At 62.0% G+C, this 24,287-nt stretch carries 18 protein-coding genes and 2 pseudogenes; 11 read left to right on the forward strand and 9 right to left on the reverse strand.

What is annotated here, in order from left to right; genetic code table 11:
* Nucleotides 1-52 precede the first annotated feature (52 nt).
* The 4 genes from recJ to PHD22_RS04350 all read right to left on the reverse strand — a co-directional run bounded on the left by recJ (nucleotide 53) and on the right by PHD22_RS04350 (nucleotide 5,368).
* On the reverse strand, nucleotides 53-1,744 hold the full coding sequence (recJ, locus tag PHD22_RS04335; protein WP_299862797.1) for a single-stranded-DNA-specific exonuclease RecJ: 1,692 nt from the start codon (nucleotides 1,742-1,744) through the stop codon (nucleotides 53-55).
* Nucleotides 1,741-2,769, reverse strand: a complete 1,029-nt coding sequence (locus tag PHD22_RS04340) for a hypothetical protein (RefSeq protein ID WP_299862800.1) — start codon at nucleotides 2,767-2,769, stop codon at nucleotides 1,741-1,743. The genes recJ and PHD22_RS04340 overlap by 4 nt, the downstream gene beginning before the upstream one ends.
* Before the next feature lie 99 nt (nucleotides 2,770-2,868).
* The gene (locus PHD22_RS04345) at nucleotides 2,869-3,744 is read right to left on the reverse strand and encodes a CsgG/HfaB family protein (RefSeq protein ID WP_299862803.1); all 876 of its coding nucleotides are present in this window, start codon (nucleotides 3,742-3,744) and stop codon (nucleotides 2,869-2,871) included.
* 97 nt (nucleotides 3,745-3,841) lie between these two features.
* Nucleotides 3,842-5,368 carry a hypothetical protein gene (locus tag PHD22_RS04350; protein ID WP_299862806.1) on the reverse strand — a complete coding sequence of 509 codons (1,527 nt, stop codon included), beginning with the start codon at nucleotides 5,366-5,368 and terminating at the stop codon, nucleotides 3,842-3,844.
* 202 nt (nucleotides 5,369-5,570) lie between these two features.
* On the opposite strand from PHD22_RS04350, the gene PHD22_RS04355 reads away from it, so the two are divergent.
* The 3 genes from PHD22_RS04355 (at nucleotide 5,571) to PHD22_RS04365 (ending at nucleotide 9,674) form a co-directional block, all read left to right on the forward strand.
* Complete coding sequence (locus PHD22_RS04355) at nucleotides 5,571-6,824, forward strand: lipoprotein-releasing ABC transporter permease subunit (RefSeq protein WP_299862809.1); 1,254 nt, start codon at nucleotides 5,571-5,573, stop codon at nucleotides 6,822-6,824.
* Nucleotides 6,817-7,515: a lipoprotein-releasing ABC transporter ATP-binding protein LolD gene (gene lolD, locus PHD22_RS04360; RefSeq protein WP_299862812.1), complete on the forward strand. Its 699-nt coding sequence runs from the start codon at nucleotides 6,817-6,819 to the stop codon at nucleotides 7,513-7,515. Before PHD22_RS04355 ends, lolD begins: the two co-directional genes overlap by 8 nt.
* Before the next feature lie 137 nt (nucleotides 7,516-7,652).
* Nucleotides 7,653-9,674, forward strand: a complete 2,022-nt coding sequence (locus PHD22_RS04365; protein ID WP_299862815.1) for a methyl-accepting chemotaxis protein — start codon at nucleotides 7,653-7,655, stop codon at nucleotides 9,672-9,674.
* A 74-nt stretch (nucleotides 9,675-9,748) separates the two neighbouring features.
* On the opposite strand, the gene PHD22_RS04370 is transcribed toward PHD22_RS04365, so the two are convergent.
* Nucleotides 9,749-10,297 carry a DUF2062 domain-containing protein gene (locus PHD22_RS04370; RefSeq protein ID WP_299862818.1) on the reverse strand — a complete coding sequence of 183 codons (549 nt, stop codon included), beginning with the start codon at nucleotides 10,295-10,297 and terminating at the stop codon, nucleotides 9,749-9,751.
* A 100-nt stretch (nucleotides 10,298-10,397) separates the two neighbouring features.
* Between PHD22_RS04370 and PHD22_RS04375 the strand changes: the two genes are divergently transcribed.
* From PHD22_RS04375 to PHD22_RS04385, 3 genes and pseudogenes are all read left to right on the forward strand, one after another.
* Nucleotides 10,398-12,731, forward strand: a complete 2,334-nt coding sequence (locus PHD22_RS04375; RefSeq protein ID WP_299862821.1) for a DNA internalization-related competence protein ComEC/Rec2 — start codon at nucleotides 10,398-10,400, stop codon at nucleotides 12,729-12,731.
* 52 nt (nucleotides 12,732-12,783) lie between these two features.
* A pseudogene (locus PHD22_RS04380) lies at nucleotides 12,784-13,673 on the forward strand (alpha/beta hydrolase).
* A complete protein-coding gene (locus PHD22_RS04385; RefSeq protein ID WP_299862824.1) occupies nucleotides 13,673-14,359 on the forward strand; it encodes a DUF599 domain-containing protein in 687 nt (228 codons plus the stop codon). The pseudogene PHD22_RS04380 and the gene PHD22_RS04385 overlap by 1 nt, the downstream one beginning before the upstream one ends.
* Here PHD22_RS04385 and msrB read toward each other — a convergent pair whose 3' ends face one another.
* The 3 genes from msrB to PHD22_RS04400 are packed head-to-tail and all read right to left on the reverse strand — an operon-like array spanning nucleotide 14,360 to nucleotide 16,866.
* Nucleotides 14,360-14,758: a peptide-methionine (R)-S-oxide reductase MsrB gene (msrB, locus tag PHD22_RS04390; protein WP_299862827.1), complete on the reverse strand. Its 399-nt coding sequence runs from the start codon at nucleotides 14,756-14,758 to the stop codon at nucleotides 14,360-14,362.
* Nucleotides 14,759-14,806: 48 nt separating this feature from the next.
* The gene (locus PHD22_RS04395; protein ID WP_299862830.1) at nucleotides 14,807-15,982 is read right to left on the reverse strand and encodes a DUF2863 family protein; all 1,176 of its coding nucleotides are present in this window, start codon (nucleotides 15,980-15,982) and stop codon (nucleotides 14,807-14,809) included.
* Between the two features lie 59 nt (nucleotides 15,983-16,041).
* Nucleotides 16,042-16,866, reverse strand: coding sequence for a pyruvate, water dikinase regulatory protein (locus PHD22_RS04400; RefSeq protein WP_299862833.1), 825 nt, complete (start codon nucleotides 16,864-16,866; stop codon nucleotides 16,042-16,044).
* A 275-nt stretch (nucleotides 16,867-17,141) separates the two neighbouring features.
* On the opposite strand from PHD22_RS04400, the gene ppsA reads away from it, so the two are divergent.
* The 5 genes from ppsA to PHD22_RS04425 all read left to right on the forward strand — a co-directional run bounded on the left by ppsA (nucleotide 17,142) and on the right by PHD22_RS04425 (nucleotide 23,474).
* A complete protein-coding gene (ppsA, locus tag PHD22_RS04405; protein ID WP_299862836.1) occupies nucleotides 17,142-19,508 on the forward strand; it encodes a phosphoenolpyruvate synthase in 2,367 nt (788 codons plus the stop codon).
* Between the two features lie 186 nt (nucleotides 19,509-19,694).
* On the forward strand, nucleotides 19,695-20,138 hold the full coding sequence (locus tag PHD22_RS04410) for an NfeD family protein (protein WP_299862838.1): 444 nt from the start codon (nucleotides 19,695-19,697) through the stop codon (nucleotides 20,136-20,138).
* 10 nt (nucleotides 20,139-20,148) lie between these two features.
* Nucleotides 20,149-21,009, forward strand: a complete 861-nt coding sequence (locus PHD22_RS04415; RefSeq protein WP_299862841.1) for an SPFH domain-containing protein — start codon at nucleotides 20,149-20,151, stop codon at nucleotides 21,007-21,009.
* A gap of 66 nt (nucleotides 21,010-21,075) precedes the next feature.
* On the forward strand, nucleotides 21,076-22,053 hold the full coding sequence (locus PHD22_RS04420; RefSeq protein WP_299862843.1) for an ABC transporter permease: 978 nt from the start codon (nucleotides 21,076-21,078) through the stop codon (nucleotides 22,051-22,053).
* Complete coding sequence (locus PHD22_RS04425) at nucleotides 22,053-23,474, forward strand: ABC transporter permease (RefSeq protein WP_299862846.1); 1,422 nt, start codon at nucleotides 22,053-22,055, stop codon at nucleotides 23,472-23,474. Before PHD22_RS04420 ends, PHD22_RS04425 begins: the two co-directional genes overlap by 1 nt.
* A 296-nt stretch (nucleotides 23,475-23,770) precedes the next feature.
* Here the strand turns inward: PHD22_RS04425 and PHD22_RS16900 are convergent.
* Nucleotides 23,771-23,977: pseudogene (locus PHD22_RS16900) on the reverse strand (helix-turn-helix domain-containing protein); the annotation flags it as partial.
* Between the last annotated feature and the right edge of the window lie 310 nt (nucleotides 23,978-24,287).

The following is a 24,287-nucleotide window of genomic DNA, read 5'->3' on the forward strand; positions in this document are numbered from 1 at the left end:
CCTTTTCCGGGAGCCGCTTTAGGCTGGTTGATGTACTTGACGCCCAGATTTCTCAGGCGTTTTCAAAGTGCTCGAGCATCAACTGGATGCTCGAGACGCCATTGTATTCATTCACGGACAAACGGAAGGCTGCGTGGATCGCCGGCCCTGCCGGGTCGGCCCGGTTGAACTGGATGGCGTCGATCCGGGTGTTGCCTTTTCTCAGTTGCAGCTTGAGGTGCTTGTCCTTCAGCACTCGCTGGTTTTCCACCTGGAACACGTCGTCGAAGATTGGCGCAGAGAAGCCCTGTCCCCAGATCTCCTGCTCCAGCAGGCGGGCGGTCGCCAGGTTGTACAGGCTGTCCTCCAGGGGGCCGTCGGTATCGAGCCGGCGGGTCAGGTCGGCAGGATCAATCAGGCTGCTCACTACTTCCTCGAACAGGGTCTGGAAGCGGGCTAACTGGTTTTCCTCAATGGTCAGGCCTGCTGCCATGGCGTGGCCGCCAAATTTCAGGATCAGTCGGGGATCGTGCTTGGTGACGAGATCCAGGGCATCCCTCAGGTGGAGCCCCGGAATTGAGCGGCCAGAGCCTTTGAGCTGCCCTTCGTCGCCGCGGGCAAAGACGATGGTCGGACGGTGGAATTTTTCCTTGATCCGCCCGGCCAGGATGCCGATCACGCCCTGATGCCAGCCAGGTTCGAACAGCACCAGGCTGGCTCGGGTACCGGGGTCGATGGTGTCCAGTTTGGCCAGTGCTTCTTCCCGCATGCCGGCTTCGATGGTCCGGCGTTCCCGGTTCAACTTGTCGAGTTCCTGGGCGATATTTAGTGCGCGTCCCATGTCATCCGTGATCAGGCACTCGATACCCAGGGACATGTCGGCCAGACGACCGGCTGCATTGAGACGGGGGCCGAGGGCGAAGCCCATGTCGAAGGTCGTGGCCCGGGCAGGATCCCGCCCGGCCGCGGCAAACAGGGCGCGTACCCCTGGCTGCATCCGGTCGGCGCGCATGCGCTGAAGTCCCTGGGCGACCAGGATGCGGTTGTTGTGATCGAGTTTGACTACGTCGGCCACCGTGCCCAGGGCGACCAGGTCGAGCAGTTCCGCCAGGTTCGGCTCTTTCTTGTCCTGAAAGGCGCCCCGGTTGCGCAGCTCTGCACGCAGGGCCAGCATGGTGTAGAACATCACCCCGACGCCGGCCAGGGCCTTGCTGGGGAAGGGGCATCCGGGCTGGTTGGGGTTCACGATCACGTCTGCGTCCGGCAGGGTTTCAGCCGGGAGGTGGTGGTCGGTGATCACGGTCGCCATGCCGTGCTCCCGGGCTGCGGCCACGCCTTCGATGCTGGCAATCCCGTTGTCCACGGTGATCAGCAGGTCCGGTTCACTGCGGGCGGCAAGCGCCACGATGGCGGGGGTCAGCCCGTAGCCGTACTCGAAGCGGTTCGGGACAAGGTAGCCCACGTCTGCCCCGAAGGCCCGCAGGGCGCGTACGCCGACTGCGCAGGCGGTGGCGCCGTCACAATCGTAGTCGGCGACGATGATCATGCGGGCACCTGCCTCGATGGCATCGGCCAGCAGCTCGGCTGCCTCCTGGACACCCTTGAGCTGGCCAGGGGGCATCAGGGCCTTGAGACCGTACTCCAGTTCGCCCTGGCTCTCGATCCCCCGGGCGGCGTAGAGCCGGGCCAGCAGCGGATGTGTGCCGGCCTCCAGAAGACGGGTTACGGAACGGCTGGGGATGGCGCGGGGAAGGATGCGGGTCATGACGGTGAGTCCAGAGAGGGAGCCGTGGCGAGCAGCGCATCCAGACCTTGTGGCTTGCGCCAGAATTTCCAGAGTCCACGCTGTCCGATCTCGAGCTCCAGCAGGTGTCGATCACCGGGGACGGTGATCCTTAGGTGCTTGAGTTGTCCGGCCTTCAGGGCCTGCAGGAGGGGGGCGAACCAGTCCTTCTCCAGTGTTTCCAGGGCTGCGGTCCAGGCGTCCGGGGTCATGTGCAGCAGTGGGCGGTGGAGGGTGTCCACCACGGCCAGGGTGGTCTCCGGTGACGGCTGGAAGTGTTCTGCCGTGCCCGAGGCAATCCCCGCGTGGCGCGCCAGCCCCCGGGGGTAGGGCGCGTTGGCCAGTATCCGCTGGACAGGTGGCCGGGTCCTCAGGTCGGTTTCTCCCGCGCCCCATAGCCAGATCCCGTTGATGCGGCGCTGTCCGTTGGCTTCGCGTGCTTCATTGATCGGGTGGTTGTACAGCCAGACCTCGATCTCGTTGGAGAGCCGGGCCCAGCGGGGGCAGTCATCGCCTTCCGGGAGAAAGAGCTGGACAGGGCGGCCGTTCACGTCGGCGATGGGGTGGAAGCGTGGCACTGGCGCCTCGGCGACCCGGAGGTACCAGCGGTCGGGCGCAGGGGCTTCGAACTGGCCGATGTCGCCAAAGGTCTCGTTGAGGCCCGCCATCAGGGTGTCGGCTTCGACGCGGGTGATGGCCAGACCGCTGGCGTCCGCCAGCAGCAGCTTGTCCCGGGCGAAGTGGAGATGCACCGGGTCACAGCACAGCCAGTGCCCCGGCGCATCCGTCCCGTCCATTTCCCCCAGGCGCCGGAGGCGCGCATGGGGAATCGGGCCATGCATCCCGAAGCGGCGCGTGAGCAGGGCTTCGAGGGTGCATTGTTCATCCCAGCGGTGACTGGCGAAGCCCAGCAAGGTGCCGAGAGCGGGCAGCCCTGACCGGCTTGCCGGGTGGGGGCCTGGGCCGGTCGGCCAGTTCAGCCCGGGGAGGATCAGCTCGAAATGCATGGTGTCGGGGATGGGGCTCAGGGGGGCCGGAAAGACAGGGGGTGAAGGATAAAAGAAAAAAGCCGGACCCGGGTCCGGCTTCATGGGAGCGGTGTGGTCTTACTTCCTTTTCTTGCGGGGTGCGGCACTCCTGGCGGATGCCGACGATTCGCTGCCCTGGACCCCCAGTTGGCCGCCGGTGCCGAGGCCGCCCTTCACTTCCTGAGCCTTGTAGTTTTTGACCGCCTTGACCACGTTGTTGTAGGCGTCAGTGAAGGCGGCAACAATGACCTTGCCCTCTGCGGTGTTGGTGTAGCCGCCCAGGCCTCCAGCCATGCCGCCTCCGAGAAGGGCGCCCATGCCTCCGAAGTCCATGTTGCGGGCGCTGCCTTCGGCGGCAGCCAGCTGCACGCTCGAGCGGTTGTCTATCAGGGTCAGCATGGTGCTGGCTTCCTTGACATTCACGCTGCCGATCACCGCACCCAGGACGCCACCGCCAATGCCGCCAAGGCCTCCGGTCATGCCGCCTGCGTTGTTGTTGCTGAAGGTGATGGAGGGGCTGATGGAGTAATCGGCGGCGGCCATCTGGCCTTTGCCGAAATTGGACTTGTTGCGCAGCTCACCGGATTGCTGCAGGGCCCGCTCCTGCATCAGGTTGTTCATGGCGCGACCCCGCTCCACCACGACGAAACAGTTGGACTGCTGGATCAGCAGCTTGAGCACGGGTACGGTGGAGCCCAGCTTCATCTGCCCGGTCAGGATTCCGTACCAGGGGGCGCTGGTGTCCTCGACCACGGCCATGGTGCCCAGAGGGGCTTCACACTTCTCCAGCTTGGAGTTGGCGTTCTGGGTGTTGGCCCCGCCAGCGGAGCCCGTGGCGGCCGTCTTGGCTTCCTCGGAGCCCATCTGCATGTTGGCACAGCCCGAAAGGGCGACGAGGGCGGCGAGCAGAGCAAGCTTGCCGGCCGGCTTGGAAAGGCCGTGACAGGTAGTCATTTTTTGGGTCTCCCTGGTGAAGTCAGCGGTGATGATCGGGTGTCGGTGCCGCGCATGCAGCCTGTAAACTCCCTCATTTTAGCCAGCTGTTGCAGGCTTATCGAGAGGTCTTTGGATCTTCCAGGATGACGAATGTCCCACGGTAGGCGCTGGAGCAGGCGATGCGGCGTTCTGCGCCGAGGTGCCGGGTCTCGCTGAACAGGCAGTTCCGGTCTACGTCCCCGAGCACCATCTCGATGACGAAAGGATGCAGGCTGGTGTGTTCGGCAGGAACGTACAGCGTCGTTCCCCGAGGTCGAAAGCCCGCCCGGTGCAGTTGGCGGGGGGCGTCGCTGAGCAGGACGAGGAGTCGGGAGGGGGCATTGTCGGGCAAGTCGATCAGCGCGCCGGGTGTTAGCTTGGCCTGGCCCGCCTGCTCCGGGTGCAGGAGCTGCACACCCTCCGGTGCCAGGCCCAGTACATACAGATGGCCGCGGCTTTCCCCCGGGAGGCTGAGTGCATGTCCGCCGTTTGCGCTGCGCTGCCATCGCACGCGTAGAGGGCGTCGGCTGTCACGCTGGGCGTGAAGCTTGTTCAGAAGTGCTTCCATTTCCCCGGGCGAGGCTGTGTGGCGCTGGGTCGGGGGGAGGGACGGGGCGGGCGCCAGTGCGCCGTTGCCGGCAACCTGAAGGGTGGCGGCAGAAGTCAGGCCGCGGGCGCAGGCGACCAGGTCGTGACCATCGGGGATGAGCGAAAAATTGTCCTGCGGCGGGGCTGTCAGGCATTGGTATATGGCCCGGGTGGCGTGTCCGTCGATCGGGCCGTCGAAGGCGGGTTGTCCAGGGTGAGTCGCCAGAATGAGTTGCAGATGGCTATTGGGGAACTGGCTGTCGAAATGATGGGTGGCGTGTGTACAGGCGAGTTTGCCTGGTGCGGGCAGGAAGCGCCTGCCGGGCAGGGCTCCGGTGGTGGGTCTCCGACCTGCGTCAATGAGTACGAACACTCCCTGACTGTGCTCCGCCAGGCTGTTCAGGTAGCGGGTCAGTTCCGAAGCGAACAGCGGTTCTCCAGCCCGGGTCATCAATGCTTCGCTGCAGGTGCGTCCGTCCTGGGCGAGGGTGCCGTTGCCGGAAAGGTGAATGAAGATTCTGTCGCCCTCACCGATCCGGGCCTCCAGCGCTGCGAAGGCTCCCCGTATTTCCTCGAGCGTGAGGCTTGAAGGATCAGGGAAATGGATGTTGCCATCGGGGACGCCCATTCGGCGCGCGATGCCTGCTGCTGGCTCCCTGTTCTCGCTCACGCCGTACAGCTCTGCCTGTTCTCTGCCCAGGGCGAGGTTCAGGATCAGTGCGTGGTTGCTGGCACGTCGGTGACCGTCGAAGGCGAGGTGGGCTGACGCGGGATCGGCCGGGCGGAGATCGGCACCGTGGGATGGCGGCACATCCAGAAGCTGGCGGGGGAGCCAGCCCTGTCTGAGGCCAAGTGTCTCCACCCGGGTCCATCCTCCCTGGGTCTCCAGGATGTGAACGGTGCTGCGTCGCGGCAAATCAAGCACGCTCCGTCCGGCTGCCGAGGGGCGCTCCCGGAGGGGGGCAGGATGAATCAGATAGGCTTCCGAGGCCAGGGATGGGGAGGGCGTCAGCATTATCCGGATCCCGAACAGGGCGAGCAGGAGCAGGGCAGGGAGGCGCATTGGCAGGCCGCACGGTGGAGAACGGGTCATTATGATCTGTGGGCGCAGCCAGATGCCGGAATTGTGAGCGTATGTTGTGGCGGGATACCCGGGGCGGGACAACTCCGGCACAATGCGGCCTCGCGCCGTTCAGGGCGTTTATGGTTGCCTGCTGATGTCCTATGAATTTCTTGTCGGCCTGCGCTACACCCGCTCCAAGCGGCGGGCGCAGGGTCGAAACCGCTTCATTTCCTTTATCTCCCTGGTGTCGATGCTGGGCATCGCGCTGGGTGTCGCGGCCCTGATCGTCGTGCTGTCGGTGATGAACGGTTTTCAGAAGGAACTGCGAACCCGCATCCTGGGGGTCGCCTCCCACGTGCAGATCAGCGGCTTTGATGGGGAGCTGTCCAGTTGGCAGCGCGTCGCGGACGAGGCCTCCAGGCATCCCCAGGTGCGCTTTGCTGCTCCCTTTGTTCAGGCCCAGGGCATGCTTTCCTATGATCAGGTGGTGCGTGGCACCCTGATCCGGGGGGTGTTGCCTGATGCGGAGAACAAGGTTGCCGACTTTGCCCAGCACATGCGTTTCGGGCGTCTCGAGGACTTGCGGGCGGGGGAGTTTGGCATTGTCCTGGGGGCTGATCTGGCCCGGGCCATGCGGGTGGGCATGGACGACAAGGTCACCCTCATCGCGCCCCAGGGGTTGGTGACGCCGGCAGCCATCCTGCCACGGCTCAAGCAGTTCCGGGTGGTCGGCATCTTCGAGGTGGGTATGTATGAATACGATTCCAGCCTGGCCCTCATCCATCTGAATGATGCCCAGACCCTCTACCGGATGGAGGATCGGGTATCCGGGGTCCGCCTCAAGCTCGACGACCTGTTTCAGGCACCCCGGGTAGCTCGGGAACTGGTCGGTTATGTGGATGCCGACACCCTGGTGTCCGACTGGACCCGAAGTCACGCCAATTTCTTCCGGGCGGTGCAGATCGAGAAGAACGTGATGTTCATCATTCTGTTGCTGATCGTTGCCGTGGCGGCCTTCAACATCGTGTCCACCCTGGTGATGGCGGTTCAGGACAAGCAGGCGGACATCGCCATCCTGCGTACGCTGGGGGCGAGTCCGGCCTCCATCATGGGAATTTTCGTGATCCAGGGGGCCTTGATCGGTTTCATCGGGCTGGGCATGGGAGTGCTCGGCGGGGTGACCCTGGCCCTCAACATCGATGTGGTGGTGCCAGCACTGGAACGGGCCCTGGGCATCCAGTTCCTGGCCAAGGATGTGTATTACATCTCCGATCTGCCTTCCGAGCTCCTGTGGGCGGATGTCTTCACGATTACCGGGGTGTCCTTCGTGCTGACCCTGGTAGCAACGCTTTACCCGAGCTGGCGGGCGTCCCGTCTCAATCCTGCTGAGGCCCTCCGCTATGAGTGACACGACCTTCCAGCCGCCGGTGATCGAATGCTGCGGCTTGTCCAAGTCTTTCCGGGAAGGGACGGATGCCGTGGACGTACTGCGTGAGGTGACTCTGCAGGTGACCCGGGGCGAGCGGGTGGCCGTGGTGGGAGCGTCCGGTTCCGGCAAGAGCACCCTGCTGCATTTGTTGGGAGGGCTGGATGTCCCCAGCGCAGGGGAGGTCCGCTTGCTGGGGAAGAGTTTCTCGGCCATTTCGGATCGGGAGCGCGGACAGCTGCGCAATAAGTCCCTTGGTTTTATCTATCAGTTTCATCATCTTCTGGCCGAGTTCTCTGCGCTGGAGAATGTGGCCATGCCTCTTTTCGTGCGCCGCATGCCGAGGGAGGAGGCCCTGGCCAGGGCGGCGGAGACGCTCAAGGCGGTGGGCTTGGGGCACCGGCTGGAGCACACGCCAGGTGAATTGTCGGGCGGCGAGCGTCAGCGGGCGGCCATTGCCCGGGCTCTGGTGACCCGGCCGGCGTGTGTGCTGGCGGATGAGCCTACCGGCAACCTGGATCGGCAGACCGCCGAGAAGGTCTTTGCGTTGATGCTGGAATTGGCGGAGGAGCAGGGCACCAGCTTCGTCATCGTGACTCATGATCCCCAACTGGCCGCCCGCACCAGCCGAGTGCTGAACCTGCGTGATGGCGTGCTGGGTGATGACGGCTGAACGGGGTTATCTCTTTGGAGGTACTGGGGTTTCCGGCGTCGCGATCTTAGCAAACGTGCCTCAAGTTTCCAGGCGATTGGGCCGATACGATCTGTAATACGATTGCACAATCGGCAGATAAATCCGTCGGAGAGACCATGAAAGCCTTCTTTGCCCCTGCAGTGACCATGCTCAGCCGCATGCGTTACCCAGCCAAATTCGTCCTCCTGGGCGTCATTGCCTTCGTGGTGATCGGATTCCTTCTGGCGCAACTGGCGCTGTCTTTGCGGTCAAATATCGTTTTTGCCGAGAAGGAACTGGAGGCCCTGGAGCGGATCCCCCGTTTGCTCAAGGTGATCGAGCTGGCCCAGCAGCACCGCGGGATGTCATCCGGTGTTTTGAACGGTAATCAGGAGATGCGTCCGCGCCTCGAAAAGAAGACGGGCGAACTGGTGGCAGCGTTTGCCGAGGTGGACAGGGTGCTGGATCCCAGGGCTGCGCCCACGGCGGCACAACGCTGGACCGATGTCAGGGCGGCTTGGGAGGCGCTGCGTAGCGGCGGGCTTCAGATGCCTCCCCGGGATAACCTGGCGGCCCACACGGCGATGATCCGCAAGGCCATGCTGGCGCTCCATGATCTGGGGGATGACGGCAATCTGAGCCTGGATCCGGCGGCCGAGTCCTACTATCTGATCGACAGCATGCTGCGCAGAGTGCCGGATGTCTCGGAGCGCCTGGGGCGTCTGCGGGCCATGGGTACCGGGGTGCTGGCAACCCGAAGCATGGATGACCAGCGTCGGTTTGAACTCAGCTCCCAGCTTGGCGAATTGAACATGGCACTGGCCGACCTGAACGAGAACCTTGATCGCTCTGCCAATGCCAACGGCAAGATCCGTCCGGTGCTTGAAACGATGGGCAAGGACTTCAACAGTGCCACCGCCCTGGTCATCGACCAGCTCCAGAACCACATTCTCAAGAGCGATTTCGAGATGGCGCCGCCCGCCTATTTCGACATGACGACGAAGGCGATCGATGTGGTCTTCAGCAAGACCTACGAGAATCTGATCCCCGAGGTGAGGACCCTGCTGCAGGGTCGGCTTGATGCCATGCAGCGGGACTTCATGATCGCTTCGGTGCTGTCTGCGGTTGCGTTGCTGGTGCTTCTTTATCTGGCCATCGCCTTCTGCATTGCCGTGATGGACTCCGTCAATCAGCTACGGGCAGGTGCCCGGGAACTGGCTGCCGGGAATCTGCGCGCCCGCATCGCCTTCACCGCTGAAGATGAATTGCGTCAGGTGGCAGATCAGTTCAATGAGATGGCGCAATCCTTTTCCGATGTGATTGCGAAGGTGCAGCGGGGTGCCAACGACGTGGCTGGATCCGCTGTGCAGCTGGCCCGGTCGGCTTCCCTGGTTTCCGAAGGGTCGGATCAGCAGAGCGCTGCTGCCTCCAACATGGCTGCGGCTGTGGAGGAGATGACGGTCAGCATCGAGGAGATTGCCAGCAGTGCGTCCTCGGCCGAAGGTGTGTCCGCCGATTCGGGCCACTTGTCGGCTGAAGGGGGTACGGTGGTTTCCCGCACCGTGGCTGAAATGGAGCGGATTGCCGGTTCGGTGAGGGAGTCTGCAGCGGTGATCCAGGAGCTTGGGGAACAGTCTTCCCGCATCTCCACCATCGTCAATTCCATCAAGGAGATTGCTGACCAGACCAATCTGCTGGCCCTCAACGCCGCGATCGAAGCGGCACGGGCCGGGGAGACCGGGCGTGGTTTCGCAGTGGTGGCGGATGAAGTGCGCAAGCTTGCGGAGCGCACGGCAAAGGCCACCGATGAGATTACCGGAATGGTCGTGGCGATCCAGCGGGGCACCACCCGCGCGGTGGAGACCATGAACGAGGAGGTTGTACGGGTGCAGGAAGGGGTGACCCTGGCGGCTCAGGCGGGCGCCTCCATGGATCAGATCCGGGAAGGGGCCAGTCACGTGGTCAATGCCGTTACCGACATTTCCTCTGCCCTGCGGGAGCAGGGGGCCGCCAGCACTGACATTGCGCGCAATGTCGAGCAGATTGCCCAGATGGCGGAGCAGAATTCGGCAGCCGTCCGGGATACCTCCGAGACCGCCAACCATTTGCAGGCACTCGCTCAGCAGTTGCGGGCGGATGTGGCCCATTTCCGCATTTAAACCGGATCCGGATGGACAGTGAGAGCCCCCCGGCGGAGGAGTCTGCCGGGGGGCTTGTCATGTGGACTTCTTACTTACGAGGATTTTTTCCTTTTCAGGCGACGCTGGCGCCAGCTCCGGACGAGGTAAGTGCGCCAGGCGAGGCGTGTTAACAGGTAGCCGGTCATGGCCAGCCCGGCGGCCAGTGCAATTAGTCCGATGACAAGTGGCTGCCCGAGGTGAGCCATCCAGTCTCCGAGGCTGTGGGCCCAGGCCAGCAGTCCCTGGTCGGCCAGCGCCGGAGGCGCAATGAACTGTCCTACTTCCCCGCCGATGATCCATGCACCGATGGAGAAGGCCAGGAGGTAAAGGGGCACGATGGTCAGCGGATTGGTGTACAGGGTGGTGAGCAGCGCCAGGGGGAGGTTAACCCGCAGCAGCATGCAGCAGCACGCAGCGCTGGGCATCTGGAAAGGGCCGGGGATCAATCCGCAGAAAAGGCCTACCGCTACGGCTCCGGCCACCGAGTGACGGTTCAGATGCCACAGGCGGGGGTGAAACAAGGTGTTGCCAAAGGGGGCCAGCCAGCGGTTGCGGGCGAGACTCTCGTGGGTGGGCAGATAGTGCTTGAGAAGCTTCTTCATCGGTCGTCAGTCTGGGCACAGGGCGCTTCAACCAGATTCCAGTCCAAGGGAAAATCTTGGTGTTTTCCACCGGGCAGGCTAGATTCCAGAGATGCGGATAATGTCATTGGGATTTTTAGCCGGGATTCTTGCGATCCAGCTCTCCCCCCGCTTGCCCACGCTGGCCGAGCTGTCGGCTGGGGGAGTGGTGGCAGGACTGCTGGTCCTGGGACTGTATCTTCGTCCTCCTGCCGACTGGCTCCGGCGTGGGGCGATCGGCTTGACTGCAGCCCTCTTTGGTTTTTTGTTTGCTGCCGGGCGTGCTGAACTTCGCCTGTCGGAGTTCCTTCCTGCTGAGCTTGAGGGGCAGGATATCCCGGTTGTTGGCGTCATTGAATCCTTACCCCAGAGTTTTGAGCGGGGACAGCGTTTTTTGTTTCATCTTGAGGAGGCGCCTGTTCCGCTGCCCTCCAGGCTCTCCCTGGCCTGGTACCGGAGCTTCCGGGAGGGACAAGCCCCTGGGCCTGGAGAAATCCGTGCGGGTGAGCGTTGGCACCTGACGGTCCGGCTGAAGCGACCCCATGGCAATCTCAATCCCCACGGCTTCGACTATGAGGGATGGTTGCTGGAGCAGGGGGTGCGGGCGACCGGTTATGTGCGCTCCGTGCCGGACAACCGGCGCCTCGCCGCTTTTGTTCCCGGCCCAGGTGCGGTGGTGGAGCGTCTGCGTGAAACCATTCGTGCCCGTTTCCAGCAGGCCTTGCCCGACGCGCCTTACTCCGGTGTCCTTGTAGCCCTTGCGATCGGTGATCAGCGTGCCATTCATCCTGATCTGTGGCGCATCTTTGCGCGCAGCGGCATTTCCCATCTCGTGGCCATCAGCGGCATGCACGTGACCATGATCGCTGCCCTGTGTGCCGGCGTGGTGGGCTGGGGGTGGCGCCGGCTGCCTGGGCTGGCTTTGAGGATGCCTGCCCAGCAGGCGGCTGTCGTCGCGGGGTTCGTGACGGCTCTGGGGTATTGCCTGCTGGCAGGGTGGGGCGTGCCGGCCCAGCGGACTCTGTACATGCTCGGATGTGTCGCCCTTGCCTTGGTCCTGCGGCGGGAAACGGCACCGACCCGGGTGCTGGCCCTGGCTCTGGCGGTGGTCCTGCTGATGGATCCCTGGGCGGTGACGGCCGCAGGGTTCTGGTTGTCTTTTGGAGCTGTGGGCCTCTTGTTTCTGGTGGGGAGTGGCCGGCTGGCAACGGAGGGACGACTCCGTCAGGCGCTGCGCACCCAGTGGGCGGTCACCCTGGGTTTGATCCCGGTACTCCTGCTTCTCTTTCAGCAGTTTTCCCTCGTGTCGCCCCTGGCCAACGCTCTTGCGATTCCCCTGGTGAGTTTCGTGGTCACCCCATTGGCGCTGGTATTTGCGATCCTTCCCTTCCAGATTTTCGCCGACCTGGCTCACGGAGCTTTTGCCTTGACCATGGTCCCGGTGCGCTGGCTCGCGGAACTTCCCTGGGCAACCTGGCAGCAGGCGGCTCCGCCGGTGCCCTTGGCCCTGGTGGCGTGCCTGGGGTGTCTGTGGGCGCTGCTTCCCTGCGGTACGCCTGTTCGGGCGACTGGCCTGCTGGCCCTGGCGCCCCTGTTGCTTTGGGCTCCGCCCCGCCCTGCGCCGGGAGAGGCTCTGGTGACGGTCCTGGATGTTGGACAGGGGCTGGCAGTCCATGTGCAGACGGCCTCCCGCGATCTTCTCTATGACACGGGGCCCGCTTTTTCCTCTGATGCCAACAGTGGGGACCGGATCCTGCTGCCCTACCTGAGGGCAGTCGGTGTGCGCAGCCTGGATGTCCTGGTGGTCACCCACCAGGACACGGACCACGCGGGTGGCGCTGAGGCCGTGCTCTCGGGACTCCCGGTGGGTGAGGTGTACAGCGTGCTGCCCGTCAATCATCCGGTACGGTTGATGGCCGGTTTGCGTAACCGGGCCTGTGCGGCGGATCTGGCCTGGCAGTGGGACGGGGTTGTCTTTCGTGTCGTGCATCCGCCGGAGGGGGCTGAACCGCTCAAGGGCCGGGACAACGAGACTGTCTGTGTGATCCAGATGGAGGTGGGTGGGCAGCGCCTGCTCCTGACTTCCGATATGGAGGCGGCCACGGAATCCCGTCTGGTGTCTGGCGAGGGACGTCGATTGGTGAGTCAGGTGGTGATCGCTCCCCATCATGGAAGCCGGACGTCTTCATCCCCGGCCTTCGTTGCTGCGGTAGCACCCCAGTGGGTGATTTTTCCTGTGGGCTACCGCAATCGCTTCCGTCATCCCAATCCGGATGTCTGGACTCGCTGGGCTGTGACAGGAGCGGGCCTGTTGCGTACCGATGCCAGCGGAGCGGTCCGCTTCCAGATGGGGGGAGGTACGATCTCGCCGGTGGGATGGAGAGAGGTGCGTCCCCGCTACTGGCACGGACGCTGATGCTGGACCGGAGTGTTATCCTTCAAGGAACATCCCGGCTTCGAAAAACATCATGGATTCCCTTGTTGCTCGCTCTTCCGAAACCTCCGTCGGGCCTCGATTTCGTAGTGTTCAGTGTGCTGGTCCCCATGGACTTCACCGCATGGCCTATACGGAGTGGGGGGATTCACGTAATCCCCGGGTCCTCCTGTGCGTTCATGGTTGACCCGTAACGGGCGGGATTTCGATGATCTGGCCCGGGCTCTGGCTGCAGACTACCGTGTGGTGTGCCCGGATGTGGTGGGCCGAGGGCGGAGCAGCTGGCTGCCCGTAAAGTCCGATTACCAGTTTCCGGTCTACGTGGCTGACATGGTCACGTTGATTGCCCGACTGGATGTGGAGACCGTTCATTGGGTGGGTACGTCGATGGGGGGGCTGATTGGAATGGTCCTGGCGAGCTTGCCCGATACACCGATCCGGCGGCTGGTCCTGAATGATGTGGGGCCCGAGATCACGGTTGCATCCTTGCAGCGGATTGGCGAATACCTGGGTAATGCTCCGCTATTTCCGAGTGTTGAGGCCGCGGAGGCTTACACCCGGGCGGTGAGCGCCACCTTTGGCCCCTTGCATGATGAGCAGTGGCGCCACCTGACCCTTCATTCGATCAAGGAGGTGGAGGGAGGGTGGGCCATGCGTTACGACCCTGGTCTGGCCGAGCCTTACCGGGCTGCTGCCGGTGGGACCGACATTGATCTGTGGTCCATTTATGAAGCGATCCGTTGCCCGACCTTGCTGGTCCGGGGGGCCGAATCTGATCTCCTGCTTTCCGCCACCGCACGGGAAATGACGCGCCGTGGTCCTCGGGCTGAACTGTTTGAAGTGGCAGGGGTTGGCCATGCTCCGGTGTTGATGGATACAGCCCAGATTGTCCCGATCCGGGATTTCTTGCTGGCGGGGGATTGATGCAGGGGGTTTGGCTGACTGCGTTCAGTGCGGTGGACTGGCTGGCCCTGACCTGGTTTCTGGCGTGCTGGTTTGGCTATGGCTGGGTGGTGGAGCACGGTCCGGGAGGCTCCATGCGAGGATTGCTGGGGGCCAGCCACTGGTTCCGTGAGGAGTGGGGGCGTCAGATGTTGCGTCGGGAAGTGAGGGTGGCCGATGCGGCGCTGATTGGTAACCTCATGCAGAACGTATCCTTCTACGCCAACACCACAATTTATGTGATTGCCGGCCTGCTGGCGCTGCTGGGGACCATCGACAAGCTGATCGATGCCGCCTCCGACCTGCCTTTTGCCCGTCAGGTGTCCCGGGAGGTGTGGGAGGTCAAGTTGCTGTTGCTGCTGACGGTCTTCGTGGTGGCCTATTTCAAGTTCACCTGGGCCCTGCGCCAGTTCAACATGCTGTCCATCCTGATCGGTGCTGCACCCCTGCCTGGCGAAGGGACCCCGGAGGACGCCCGGCGTTTTGCCGGGATCAACTCGCTGGCAGGAGATGAGTTCAACCGGGGAATCCGGGCCTACTATTTTGGTTTGGCGGCCGTTTTCTGGTTCATCCAGCCCTGGTTGTTCATTGCCGTCACCACGCTGATCGTGGCGGTTTTGTATCGCCGGGATTTCCTCTCCAGAACCTTCGCTGCGATGAAACGGTGATCACTCGTCCCCGGTGAATTTCACCGACACCGAGTTGATGCAGTAGCGCAGGCCGGTGGGGGCGGGGCCATCTTCAAAAACGTGCCCCAGGTGGGCCCCGCAGTCCCTGCACAGCACTTCAGTGCGGAGCATGTAATGACTGCGGTCCTCTGCCTCCTCGATGTTTTCGGGGGCGGCAGGGGTGTAAAAACTGGGCCAGCCACAGCCGGAGTCGAATTTGTGCTCGGACGAGAAGAGGGGGGCGCCACAACACACGCAGACATATTGCCCCTGTTCGTGGCAATTCCAGTAACGCCCGGTGAAGGCGCGCTCAGTGCCCTTCTGGCGGGCCACCTGGTATTCCTCGGGGCTCAGGAGCTCACGCCATTCAGCATCGCTCTTTTCAATTTTTCGGCTCATGGAGATCTCCGTTGGTGGGGGGCCTGTGCAAGGGGCGCCCCGGGTTCCTCAGTGGAGGTGCTTGGGCATCTGCTCCGCTTGCTCTTCCGGCAGTTCGGCATGAACAGCCTCGCCTTCAGGCGAGGGATACATGGGAGCGCCGCAGTCGTCGCAGTATTCCATCGGGAATTCGTTGTCGAGCACCTGGATGTCAGTGATGCCACAGGTCTGGAGGGTGGTTTCGATCTGGCCCTGGGTTTCGTTGCTTTCATCTTCCGCACCGAGCAGGGGCCAGACGACGCCGTGCACCACGTCGTTTTGCCCACGCAGGGTGAAGCCGATCCGGTATTCCTCCACCTGCCGTTCGAAGAACGGTGCAACCACCGCACGCAGGCCGGTGGCTGGCGCGTCCAGCGTGGTGCTCAGAAAGGCGACGGATGCCTGGATCGAGTAGGGCCGGGAGGCCTTGTCGGCCTCCCGGCTGGCTGCGAAGTAGGCGTTGGGCAGTACCACTTCAAAGGCGCAACCGGTCAGAAGCGGGGCGAAGCAGGCTCCTCCCTGGGCTCGCCATTGCTCGAGGGCCTGGTCCCGACTGCAGTCCACTTCCTGCCAGCGAAAGATGGGGGCACCCTTGGGGACGACGACAGCACCCAGCAGGTAGCGGTTGTCAGACAGGAACTGGGCAGTTTCCGGCAGGTTGTCAGTCTTGATGTGCAGGTCTGCATCGCTTTCGGCGGCCTGGCCGAGGTGGGTTGCGAAGTCGGCAGTTGCACAGTAACCCTGGGGGAGTTGATCCGGGCTGAACAGGAAGTCGGCCAGAGCCAGTTTGACGTCCTTGGCCAGGATGTGAGCCTTGAGCTGGACCCTAAGGTTGGCCATCACGGCTGCGGAAATCGGCGCAGCAGGAATCCGGTAGCGGGACCAGGCCATCACCGGGGCTGCGATCAGCAGTAGGTCGTGGTTTTCGCCCGACTCAAGGGCTCCCTCGGCCCGGGACTCGATCATGTCAGCCAGTTCATCGTAGGCGTGGATGCTTGAGGTAGCTGCACTCAGGTGGTCGAGGGCCGTGGTCAGTGCGTCCTCATCTTCGCCACGCAGAAGTCCATCCACGGCGTCGGCGAGGCGAAGGTCCCAGAAGTGGTCCTCGGCACGGCTGTTGGAGTCGGCAAGACCATTGGCGAGCCACAGGAGGTTTTCGGCGTCACGCGGCAGTCCGCCGCGGCGCCCGAGTCGATTGCGTTTCATCGGGGCTCTCCTTGTTGATGGGAATTGGACAGGTCGGAGCGTCCAGGGATCCCCGGACCTCAGTAAGAGGGCGGATCCAGACGTACTTCCTGCAAGATGATTGTGGAGATTTCTTCGATGGACTTCGCGGTAGAGTCGAGCCATTTGATGCCTTCGCGCTTCATCATGCGCTGGGCTGCCTCAATCTCGGCAAGGCAGTTTTCCATGGAGGCGTAGCGGCTGTTGGGGCGGCGCTCCTGACGGATCTGGGACAGGCGGTCCGGGCCGATGGTCAGGCCGAAGAGTTTGTGGCGGTAGCGGGCCAGTTCGCCAGGCAGCTTGTTGCGTTCGAAATCCTCGGGAATCAGGGGGTAGTTGGCCGCCTTGATGCCAAACTGCATGGCCAGGTACAGACTGGTGGGCGTCTTTCCGGAGCGGGAGACACCTACCAGGATCACATCCGCTTCGGCCAGATCCGTGCTGGAAACACCATCGTCGTGGGCGAGGGTGAAGTTGATGGCTTCGATCCGGCGCTTGTAGTCCTGGCTGTCGGCGATTCCATGGAAACGGCCTGCCGTGTGGGTCGAGCGCTGGCCCAACTCACTCTCCAGGGGCTCTATGAATTTCTCGAACAGATCCAGGAAGAGCGCGTCTACTTCCCGCAGGGCTGCCACGGCGGCGGGATCCACCAGGGTGTTGAAGACGATGGGGCGGATGCCGCTTTCCGCTGCGGCATCCTGGATCTTGTAGGCGCAGTCGCGGGCTTTTTCGGGGGAGTCCACGAAGGGCAGGCGATGGTGACGGAAGCGGGTCTCCGGGAACTGGGCCAGAAGACTGTGCCCGAGGGTTTCGGCAGTGATGCCTGTGCCATCGGAAATGAAAAAGACAGGGCGGGTCTGGGTCATGGAAGTGCCAACAGGAAAGTACGTTGTCGCCGGCCCGGCCTGGCGGGCCCGGTTGCGCATCTTATCCCATTCTGGTCCGGCAGCCTCTGGAAGGACGCGTGGAATTCCGCCAGGCTGCCACCCGGCTGTGCCCAGGATTCTCCTGACTGCGCGCGCACTTCTAGGGAGTTAGGATAAACCCTGCATGCGGCACAGCAACAAAACCCCTTACAATACGTTCAGATCAATAATATTTCTGCACTTTTAATTTGTCCCTTTCTTCCAGGAAACACTCCATGACTCGTAACGTCATTCCTTTCCAAGAACTGCGCATGTCCGACGTGGATCAGGTCGGTGGCAAGAATGCTTCCCTCGGCGAGATGATCAGCCAGTTGCCCTCCAGCGTCCGCGTTCCGGGTGGTTTTGCCACCACCGCCGATGCTTACCGCAAGTTCCTGTCCCATCAGGGGCTGGCCGAGCGCATCAGCGCCGCCCTGGAAAGCCTGGATGTGGATGATGTCGTGGCCCTGGCCAAGACGGGGGCGCAGATCCGCCAGTGGATCGTTGAGACGCCTTTCCCAGCCGAGCTTGAAGCGGAGATCAAGGCAGCCTACGAGCAGCTGACCGCGGAAGGAGAAGGGAGCTTCGCCGTGCGTTCCTCCGCCACCGCCGAGGACTTGCCGGACGCGTCCTTCGCCGGGCAGCAGGAGTCCTTCCTGAACATCCACGGCTACGAGAACATCCTCCACGCCATCAAGGAAGTGTTCGCGTCGCTGTACAACGACCGTGCCATCGCCTACCGCGTGCACAAGGGCTTTACCCACGCAGAAGTCGCCCTGTCAGCTGGCGTGCAGCGCATGGTGCGCTCCGACATCGGTGCCTCCGGCGTGATGTTCACCATGGACACCGAATCCGGCTTCGACGGCGTGGTCTTCATCACCGCCTCCTACGGTCTCGGCGAGACTGTGGTTCAGGGTGCGGTGAACCCGGACGAGTTCTATGTGCACAAGGCCACCCTGGCTCAGGGCAAGCCGGCCGTGATCCGTCGCAACCTCGGCTCCAAACTGATCAAGATGGTCTTCGCCGACAAGAAGGAAGCCGGCAAGTCCACCCGCACTGTTGATGTGTCCGAAGCCGAGCGCAATGTTTACTCGCTGACCGATGCCGACGTACTCGAGCTCGGCCGCTACGCGATGGTCATCGAGCAGCACTACGGTCGTCCGATGGACATCGAGTGGGGCAAGAGCGGTGATGACGGCAAACTGTACATCCTGCAGGCCCGCCCGGAAACGGTGAAGAGCCAGCAGGCAGGGCATGTGATGGAGAAGTACCGCCTCAAGCAGTACGGTAAGTCCCTCACCCATGGCCGCGCGATCGGCCAGAAGATTGGTGCCGGGCAGGTCCGCGTCGTCAAGGACGCCTCCGAGATGGATCGCGTCAAGGCCGGCGACGTGCTCGTCACCGACATGACCGACCCGAACTGGGAGCCGGTGATGAAGCGCGCTGCCGCCATCGTCACCAACCGCGGTGGCCGCACCTGCCACGCGGCGATCATCGCCCGTGAGCTGGGTATCCCCGCCATCGTTGGCTGCGGCAATGCCACCGAAGTTCTGGAAGAGAACGACGAAGTCACCGTGTCCTGTGCCGAGGGGGACACCGGTTACGTGTATCGCGGCAAGCTCGACTTCGAGGTGGTGACCACCGACATGGGGAACCTGCCGGATATTCCGGTCAAGATCATGATGAACGTGGGCAACCCGGAGCTGGCTTTCGAGTTCGCCCAGATCCCCAATGGCGGCGTCGGTCTGGCCCGCCTGGAGTTCGTGATCAACAACATGATCGGCATCCACCCGAAGGCCATCCTGGAGATCAACCAGGTTCCTGCCAGCCTGCGTGCCGAGATTACCCGTCGCTCCCGTGGCTATTCCACGCCCAAGCAGTTTTTCATCGAGAAACTGGTGGAAGGTGTCGCCACCATCGCTGCGGCCTTCTACCCGAAGCCTGTGATCGTGCGCCTGTCCGACTTCAAGTCCAACGAGTACCGCAAGCTGCTGGGCGGCGAGATCTACGAGCCGGAGGAAGAGAACCCCATGCTGGGCTTCCGCGGTGCATCCCGCTACATTGCCCACAGCTTCCGCGACTGCTTCGAGCTGGAATGTGCCGCCATGAAGAAGGTGCGCAACGAACTGGGTCTGACCAACGTCCAGCTGATGGTGCCCTTCGTCCGGAACGTGGATGAGGCTGCCGGGGTGGTTGACCTGCTTGCCAAGCATGGTCTTAAAAAGGGCGAGAACGATCTCAAGCTGATCATGATGTGCGAGATCCCGTCCAATGCCCTGTTGGCGGACCAGTTCCTGGAGCACTTCGATGGTTTCTCCATCGGCTCGAATGACTTGACCCAGCTGACCCTCGGTCTCGACCGGGACTCCGGCCTCGTAGCCCATGCCTTTGATGAGCGTGACCCGGCTGTCAAGCAGTTGCTCTCCATGGCGATTCAGAGTGCCAACAGGCTTGGCAAGTATGTGGGCATCTGCGGGCAGGGCCCTTCGGATCACGCTGATTTCGCCGAGTGGCTGATGGATGAGGGCATCCAGACCATCTCTCTCAATCCTGACACGGTGGTGGATACCTGGCTGAAGCTTGCCGCCCATACCAAGGAGTAAGTTTTGCAGGCGTCTGCCGACGTCGTCTGATGTTGCGAGAGGCCGGACATTCCGGCCTCTTTCTTTTAGAACGGATCCAGCTGCAGTGTGCCGAGATCAGGACGGCCATTGCGCTGATCTCGTGTTCTCAAAATCTGGAGCCTGCCATCCGAAGGGCGCACAATAGTCGGAGAAGGAGACCGTCTGATGATTCCTGAATGGTGGCACTGGATTGTGCTGGGTCTGGTTCTGGTGCTGGCTGAACTGGTCCTCCCGGCTTTTTTTGTGATCTGGTTCGGGATCGGTGCGTTGCTGGTGGGGCTCATGCTGGGTCTGGCGCCCGCCGCAGAGCCGGTACTCCAGGTCCTGTTATGGATTGCGTCCTCCCTGGCCATGGTGGTCCTGTGGTTCCGCATCTTCCGCAGCAGCGAACAGAAGACGCGGGTCGGGCAATCCGATGGGGAGGTCATCGGTGAGGTGGGTCTGATGGCGCGGGCTGCAGCGCCCTTTGCCCGTGGTCGGGTGCGCTTCCAGAAGCCGTTGTTGGGCTCGGAAGAGTGGGAGTGCGTGGTGGATGAACCGATACAGGCGGGGGAACGGGTTCGTGTGCTGGCGGTGCAGGGTAGTTTTCTGAAGGTGGGCAAGGTCTGAGGAGAAGACGATGAGTGACGCAATGGTGGTGGTGCTGGCGATCCTGGTTTTCGTGGTGGTGACCATTGCCAAGGGGGTGCGCATCGTGCCCCAAGGGGAGGAATGGATTGTCGAGCGCCTGGGCAAGTACAACGGAACCCTCCGGCCAGGCCTCAACATCATCATTCCCTACCTGGACAGGGTGGCCTATAAACTGGTGACCAAAGACATCATCCTGGACGTGCAGGAGCAGGAAGTCATCACTCGTGACAATGCGGTGATCCTGACCAACGCGATTGCCTTCGTTAAGGTGACCGATCCAGTCAAGGCGGTGTATGGGGTCGTGGATTTCTCCGAGGCCATCCGCAATCTGATCATGACCACTCTGCGCTCCATCATCGGCGAGATGGAACTGGACGAGGCCCTGTCCAACCGCGACAAAATCAAGGCACGTCTGCGTGAAAGCATCGCCGATGAAGCGGTGGACTGGGGGCTGACGGTGAAGTCGGTGGAGATTCAGGATATCCGTCCTTCCGAGTCCATGCAGAAGGCGATGGAGCAGCAGGCCTCTGCCGAGCGGGAGCGCAAGGCGGTGGTGACTCGGGCCGAAGGCGCCAAGCAGGCTGCGATCCTGGAAGCCGAGGCACGGCTGGAGGCCTCCAAGCGGGATGCCAATGCCCAGGTGATGCTCGCTGAGGCGTCCGCCGAGGCCATCCGTCGGGTAACGGCTGCAGTAGGAACAGAGACGGCCCCAATGATGTTCCTGCTGGGGGAAAAATACATTGCATCCATGGAGCGTCTGGGCTCCCACGACAATGCCAAGGTGGTTGTGCTACCCGCTGACCTGCAGGAGGCCGTCCGTGGTTTGGTGGGGAGCATAGCTAGGCGGTGAGTTTTCAAACGTCCTTTGACGGACTGGAGGCTTCGTCATTGGCGCTGGCACATGTAGGAGAAAGTCATGCTTGCGTACATCGTCCGACGGTTGCTCTATGCGCCGCTGATTCTGTTTGGGGTGAACCTCCTTACCTTCGCCTTGTTTTTTGTGGTGAACACTCCCGACGACATGGCCCGGATGCAGTTGGGGGCCAAGCGGGTTACCCCTGAGGCCATTGAGCGCTGGAAGCTTGAGCGGGGTTACGACAAACCCCTCTTTTTCAATGCAGGGGCAGAAGGGGGGGAGCGTTTAAGCCGTACCATCTTCTTCGAGAAGTCCCTCCGGATGTTTGTTTTCGACTTTGGTCGTGCGGATGATGGTCGGGATATTGCCAACGAAATCTGGACCCGGATGGGGCCCTCCCTGGCGATTGCTCTACCTACCTTCGTGCTCGGCTTGCTGGTCACGGTATCCTTCGCCCTGCTGCTCGTTTTCTTTCGCGGTTCCTATCTGGATTTTCAGGGGGTAGTGCTGTGCGTGGCTATGATGTCCATCTCAGGGCTCTTCTACATCATCGGAGGGCAGTGGCTGGTTTCCAAGGTCCTGCATCTGGTGCCCATCTCCGGTTATGGTCAGGGAGTGGATGCGGGACGCTTTCTGGTGTTGCCTGTGGTGATCGGGGTGGTCGCAGGTATTGGAGCCAGTACCCGCTGGTACCGGACGATCTTCATGGAGGAGGCTGGCAGAGACTATGTGCGGACGGCCCGGGCTAAAGGGCTCTCGGAACTCCAGGCCCTGTTCCGGCATGTTCTCAAGAACGGCATGATCCCGATCCTGACTGGCGTGGTGGTGGTGATCCCCTCCCTCTTCATGGGAAGTCTGATCACGGAGTCCTTTTTTGGCATCCCCGGCTTGGGAAGTTATACGATTGATGCGATCAATGCCCAGGATTTCCCGGTGGTGCGGGTGATGGTTTTCATCGGTTCGCTGCTCTATATTGCGGGCCTCATCCTGACTGACCTGTCCTACACGTTGGTTGATCCACGGGTGAGGTTGGAGTGATGGCTGAGATTCAACCGGTTCTGTTATGGACAGATCTGCTGTTGTTTGGCCTGCTGGCCTGTACGGTTTTTGCTGCCTGGAACGCCCGTCGCAACGAACCCATGCGGTCAGCCTGGAGAAGGGTGGGGCAGAGTGCGGTGGGCATGAGTGCTCTGACCCTGCTGAGTCTCTTTCTATGTGTAGGATTTCTGGACAGCCTGCATTACCGGGAGCGCTTGCCGGCCACTGCGGAGTTGGGGGTAGGTGCTGAGACGCGTCCTCTTTCCTCGGAGGTGCGCAGTGCTCTGGACGCACTGGCCGCTCCCCTGCGCAATCAAGTCGAAAAAACCTACTCGGCGCCCTTGGCTTATCAACTGTTTGCCCAGCAGACCGTGGAGCGGCCCGATGGTGTTCAGGCGAGGGATTTCCCTCGTCTGAAGTTCGGAGGTGACCATCTGCAGTATCCGGAGGCGGATCATTCCGGAGATGTGTTGGGTCGGGTCGGCATCGGTCTTGCCTTGGCCGGCCTGGGCTGGTTGCTGCTGGCAGCCCTGCTGGTCGTGTGCGTCGCTCGCCACCGGGGGGTGCCCTTCGGGCCTGCTTGGCGGGCCGTTTGGCGGGGGCGCGGCGGATTGGCCTGGCGCGCTGTGCTGCTGACCTTGGCCGCTGTCATGGTGGTGGCCGGTCCAGTGGCCAGTCTGGCCACTGCATATCATGTCTTTGGCACCGACAAGGTTGGTCAGGATGTTCTTTTCCTGACCCTCAAGAGCATCCGGACCGCGCTGGTCATCGGTACTCTGACGACCCTCGTTACGCTTCCCCTGGCGGTGGTTCTGGGTATCTTGGCCGGCTATCTGGGAGGCTGGGTGGACGATGCGATCCAGTACACCTACACCGTGCTCAATTCCATTCCTGGTGTTCTGCTGATTGCGGCAGCGGTACTGATGATGCAAGTTCTGATCGACACACATCCCGAATGGTTCGAGACGGCGGCGGATCGGGCCGATGCACGACTTCTCTCTCTCTGTCTCATTCTTGGGATGACTAGCTGGACGGGATTGTGCCGGCTTCTGCGGGGCGAAACACTGAAACTGCGAGAACTGGAGTACGTTCAAGCTGCCCAGGCCTTCGGAGCAAGCACACCGGTTATCCTCTCCCGGCACATTCTGCCCAACCTGATGCATCTGGTCTTGATTGCCCTGGTGATGGATTTTTCAGGTCTGGTATTGGCGGAGGCAGTGCTGTCCTATGTGGGAATCGGTGTGGACCCTGGTACTGTCAGCTTTGGCACCATGATCAATGCAGCCCGGATGGAGTTGGCGCGCGAGCCGATGGTGTGGTGGAGTCTCATCGCTGCGTTTATCTTCATGTTTGGCCTGGTGCTTGCTGCCAATGTGTTTGCCGATGTTGTACGTGATGCTTTTGATCCACGCTCTATCTGAGTGTTGGGTCTTCTCCCGCTTCTAGTGCCATCCTGATGCAGCATCATTCCCGGCCATGGCGAGCGCTCGCGCTTCTTCCTGTGCTTGTCCCGGCCCGGCACCTTCTTGATCAGCCCGCCTTCCTGCAGTTGACTCTTCACCCAGCTGTAGCTGCGAGCGCCGCTCTCACGCCAATACCAGGCGTAGAAGTGCTTCGCGCTCCAGCCCATGTGCCGGCACTGGTACCGCTCGCACAGCGCCATCACCTTATCTTCCAGCGCATGACGGTGTGACACCTGGGCCAGGCGACGGTCGATCAAGCCTTCCAGTTCCGACGCCTCGTATCGGTCGATGTAGCGCCGAAACGTCCGCTCGCACACCCCCAGCAACCGCGCTGCTTCCTCCTGACGCAACCGCCCCCTTGCCAGGCTGAATACGCCTCTTCGAACCGTATCGCCCGGATCTCCTGTAGCAATTCTGTCCGTCTCATCGCCACCTCTTGGGCGGGCAATGAAACCGGACAGATCACGTGCTACAAGTCTGGATAGACTATGTGCTCTCTACACGCTCCTACAAAAGTGCTCCTACCTGTTTCTGTAAAAGTGTTGACGTTTTTCTGTGGGTGTTTATACTGCGCAGCTCTTTCGCTGCAGGCGGAAACGTTCTCAGAAAAAAAGAAGTGTCTGAGAGGGTTTGGTGATGTGGAGGGGGGTGTTGGTTTGAAGAGATTCGAGCTGGCACTGCGCAGGTGGTTTTGTGGTTGTTTTTTTGGTTTTCCTAAAAACGATTTCGAAATTGCTTGACAGGGTTTAGAAACTCTGTAGAATGCGCACC

The organism is Zoogloea sp. (assembly GCF_028693495.1).
Taxonomy (GTDB): domain Bacteria; phylum Pseudomonadota; class Gammaproteobacteria; order Burkholderiales; family Rhodocyclaceae; genus Zoogloea.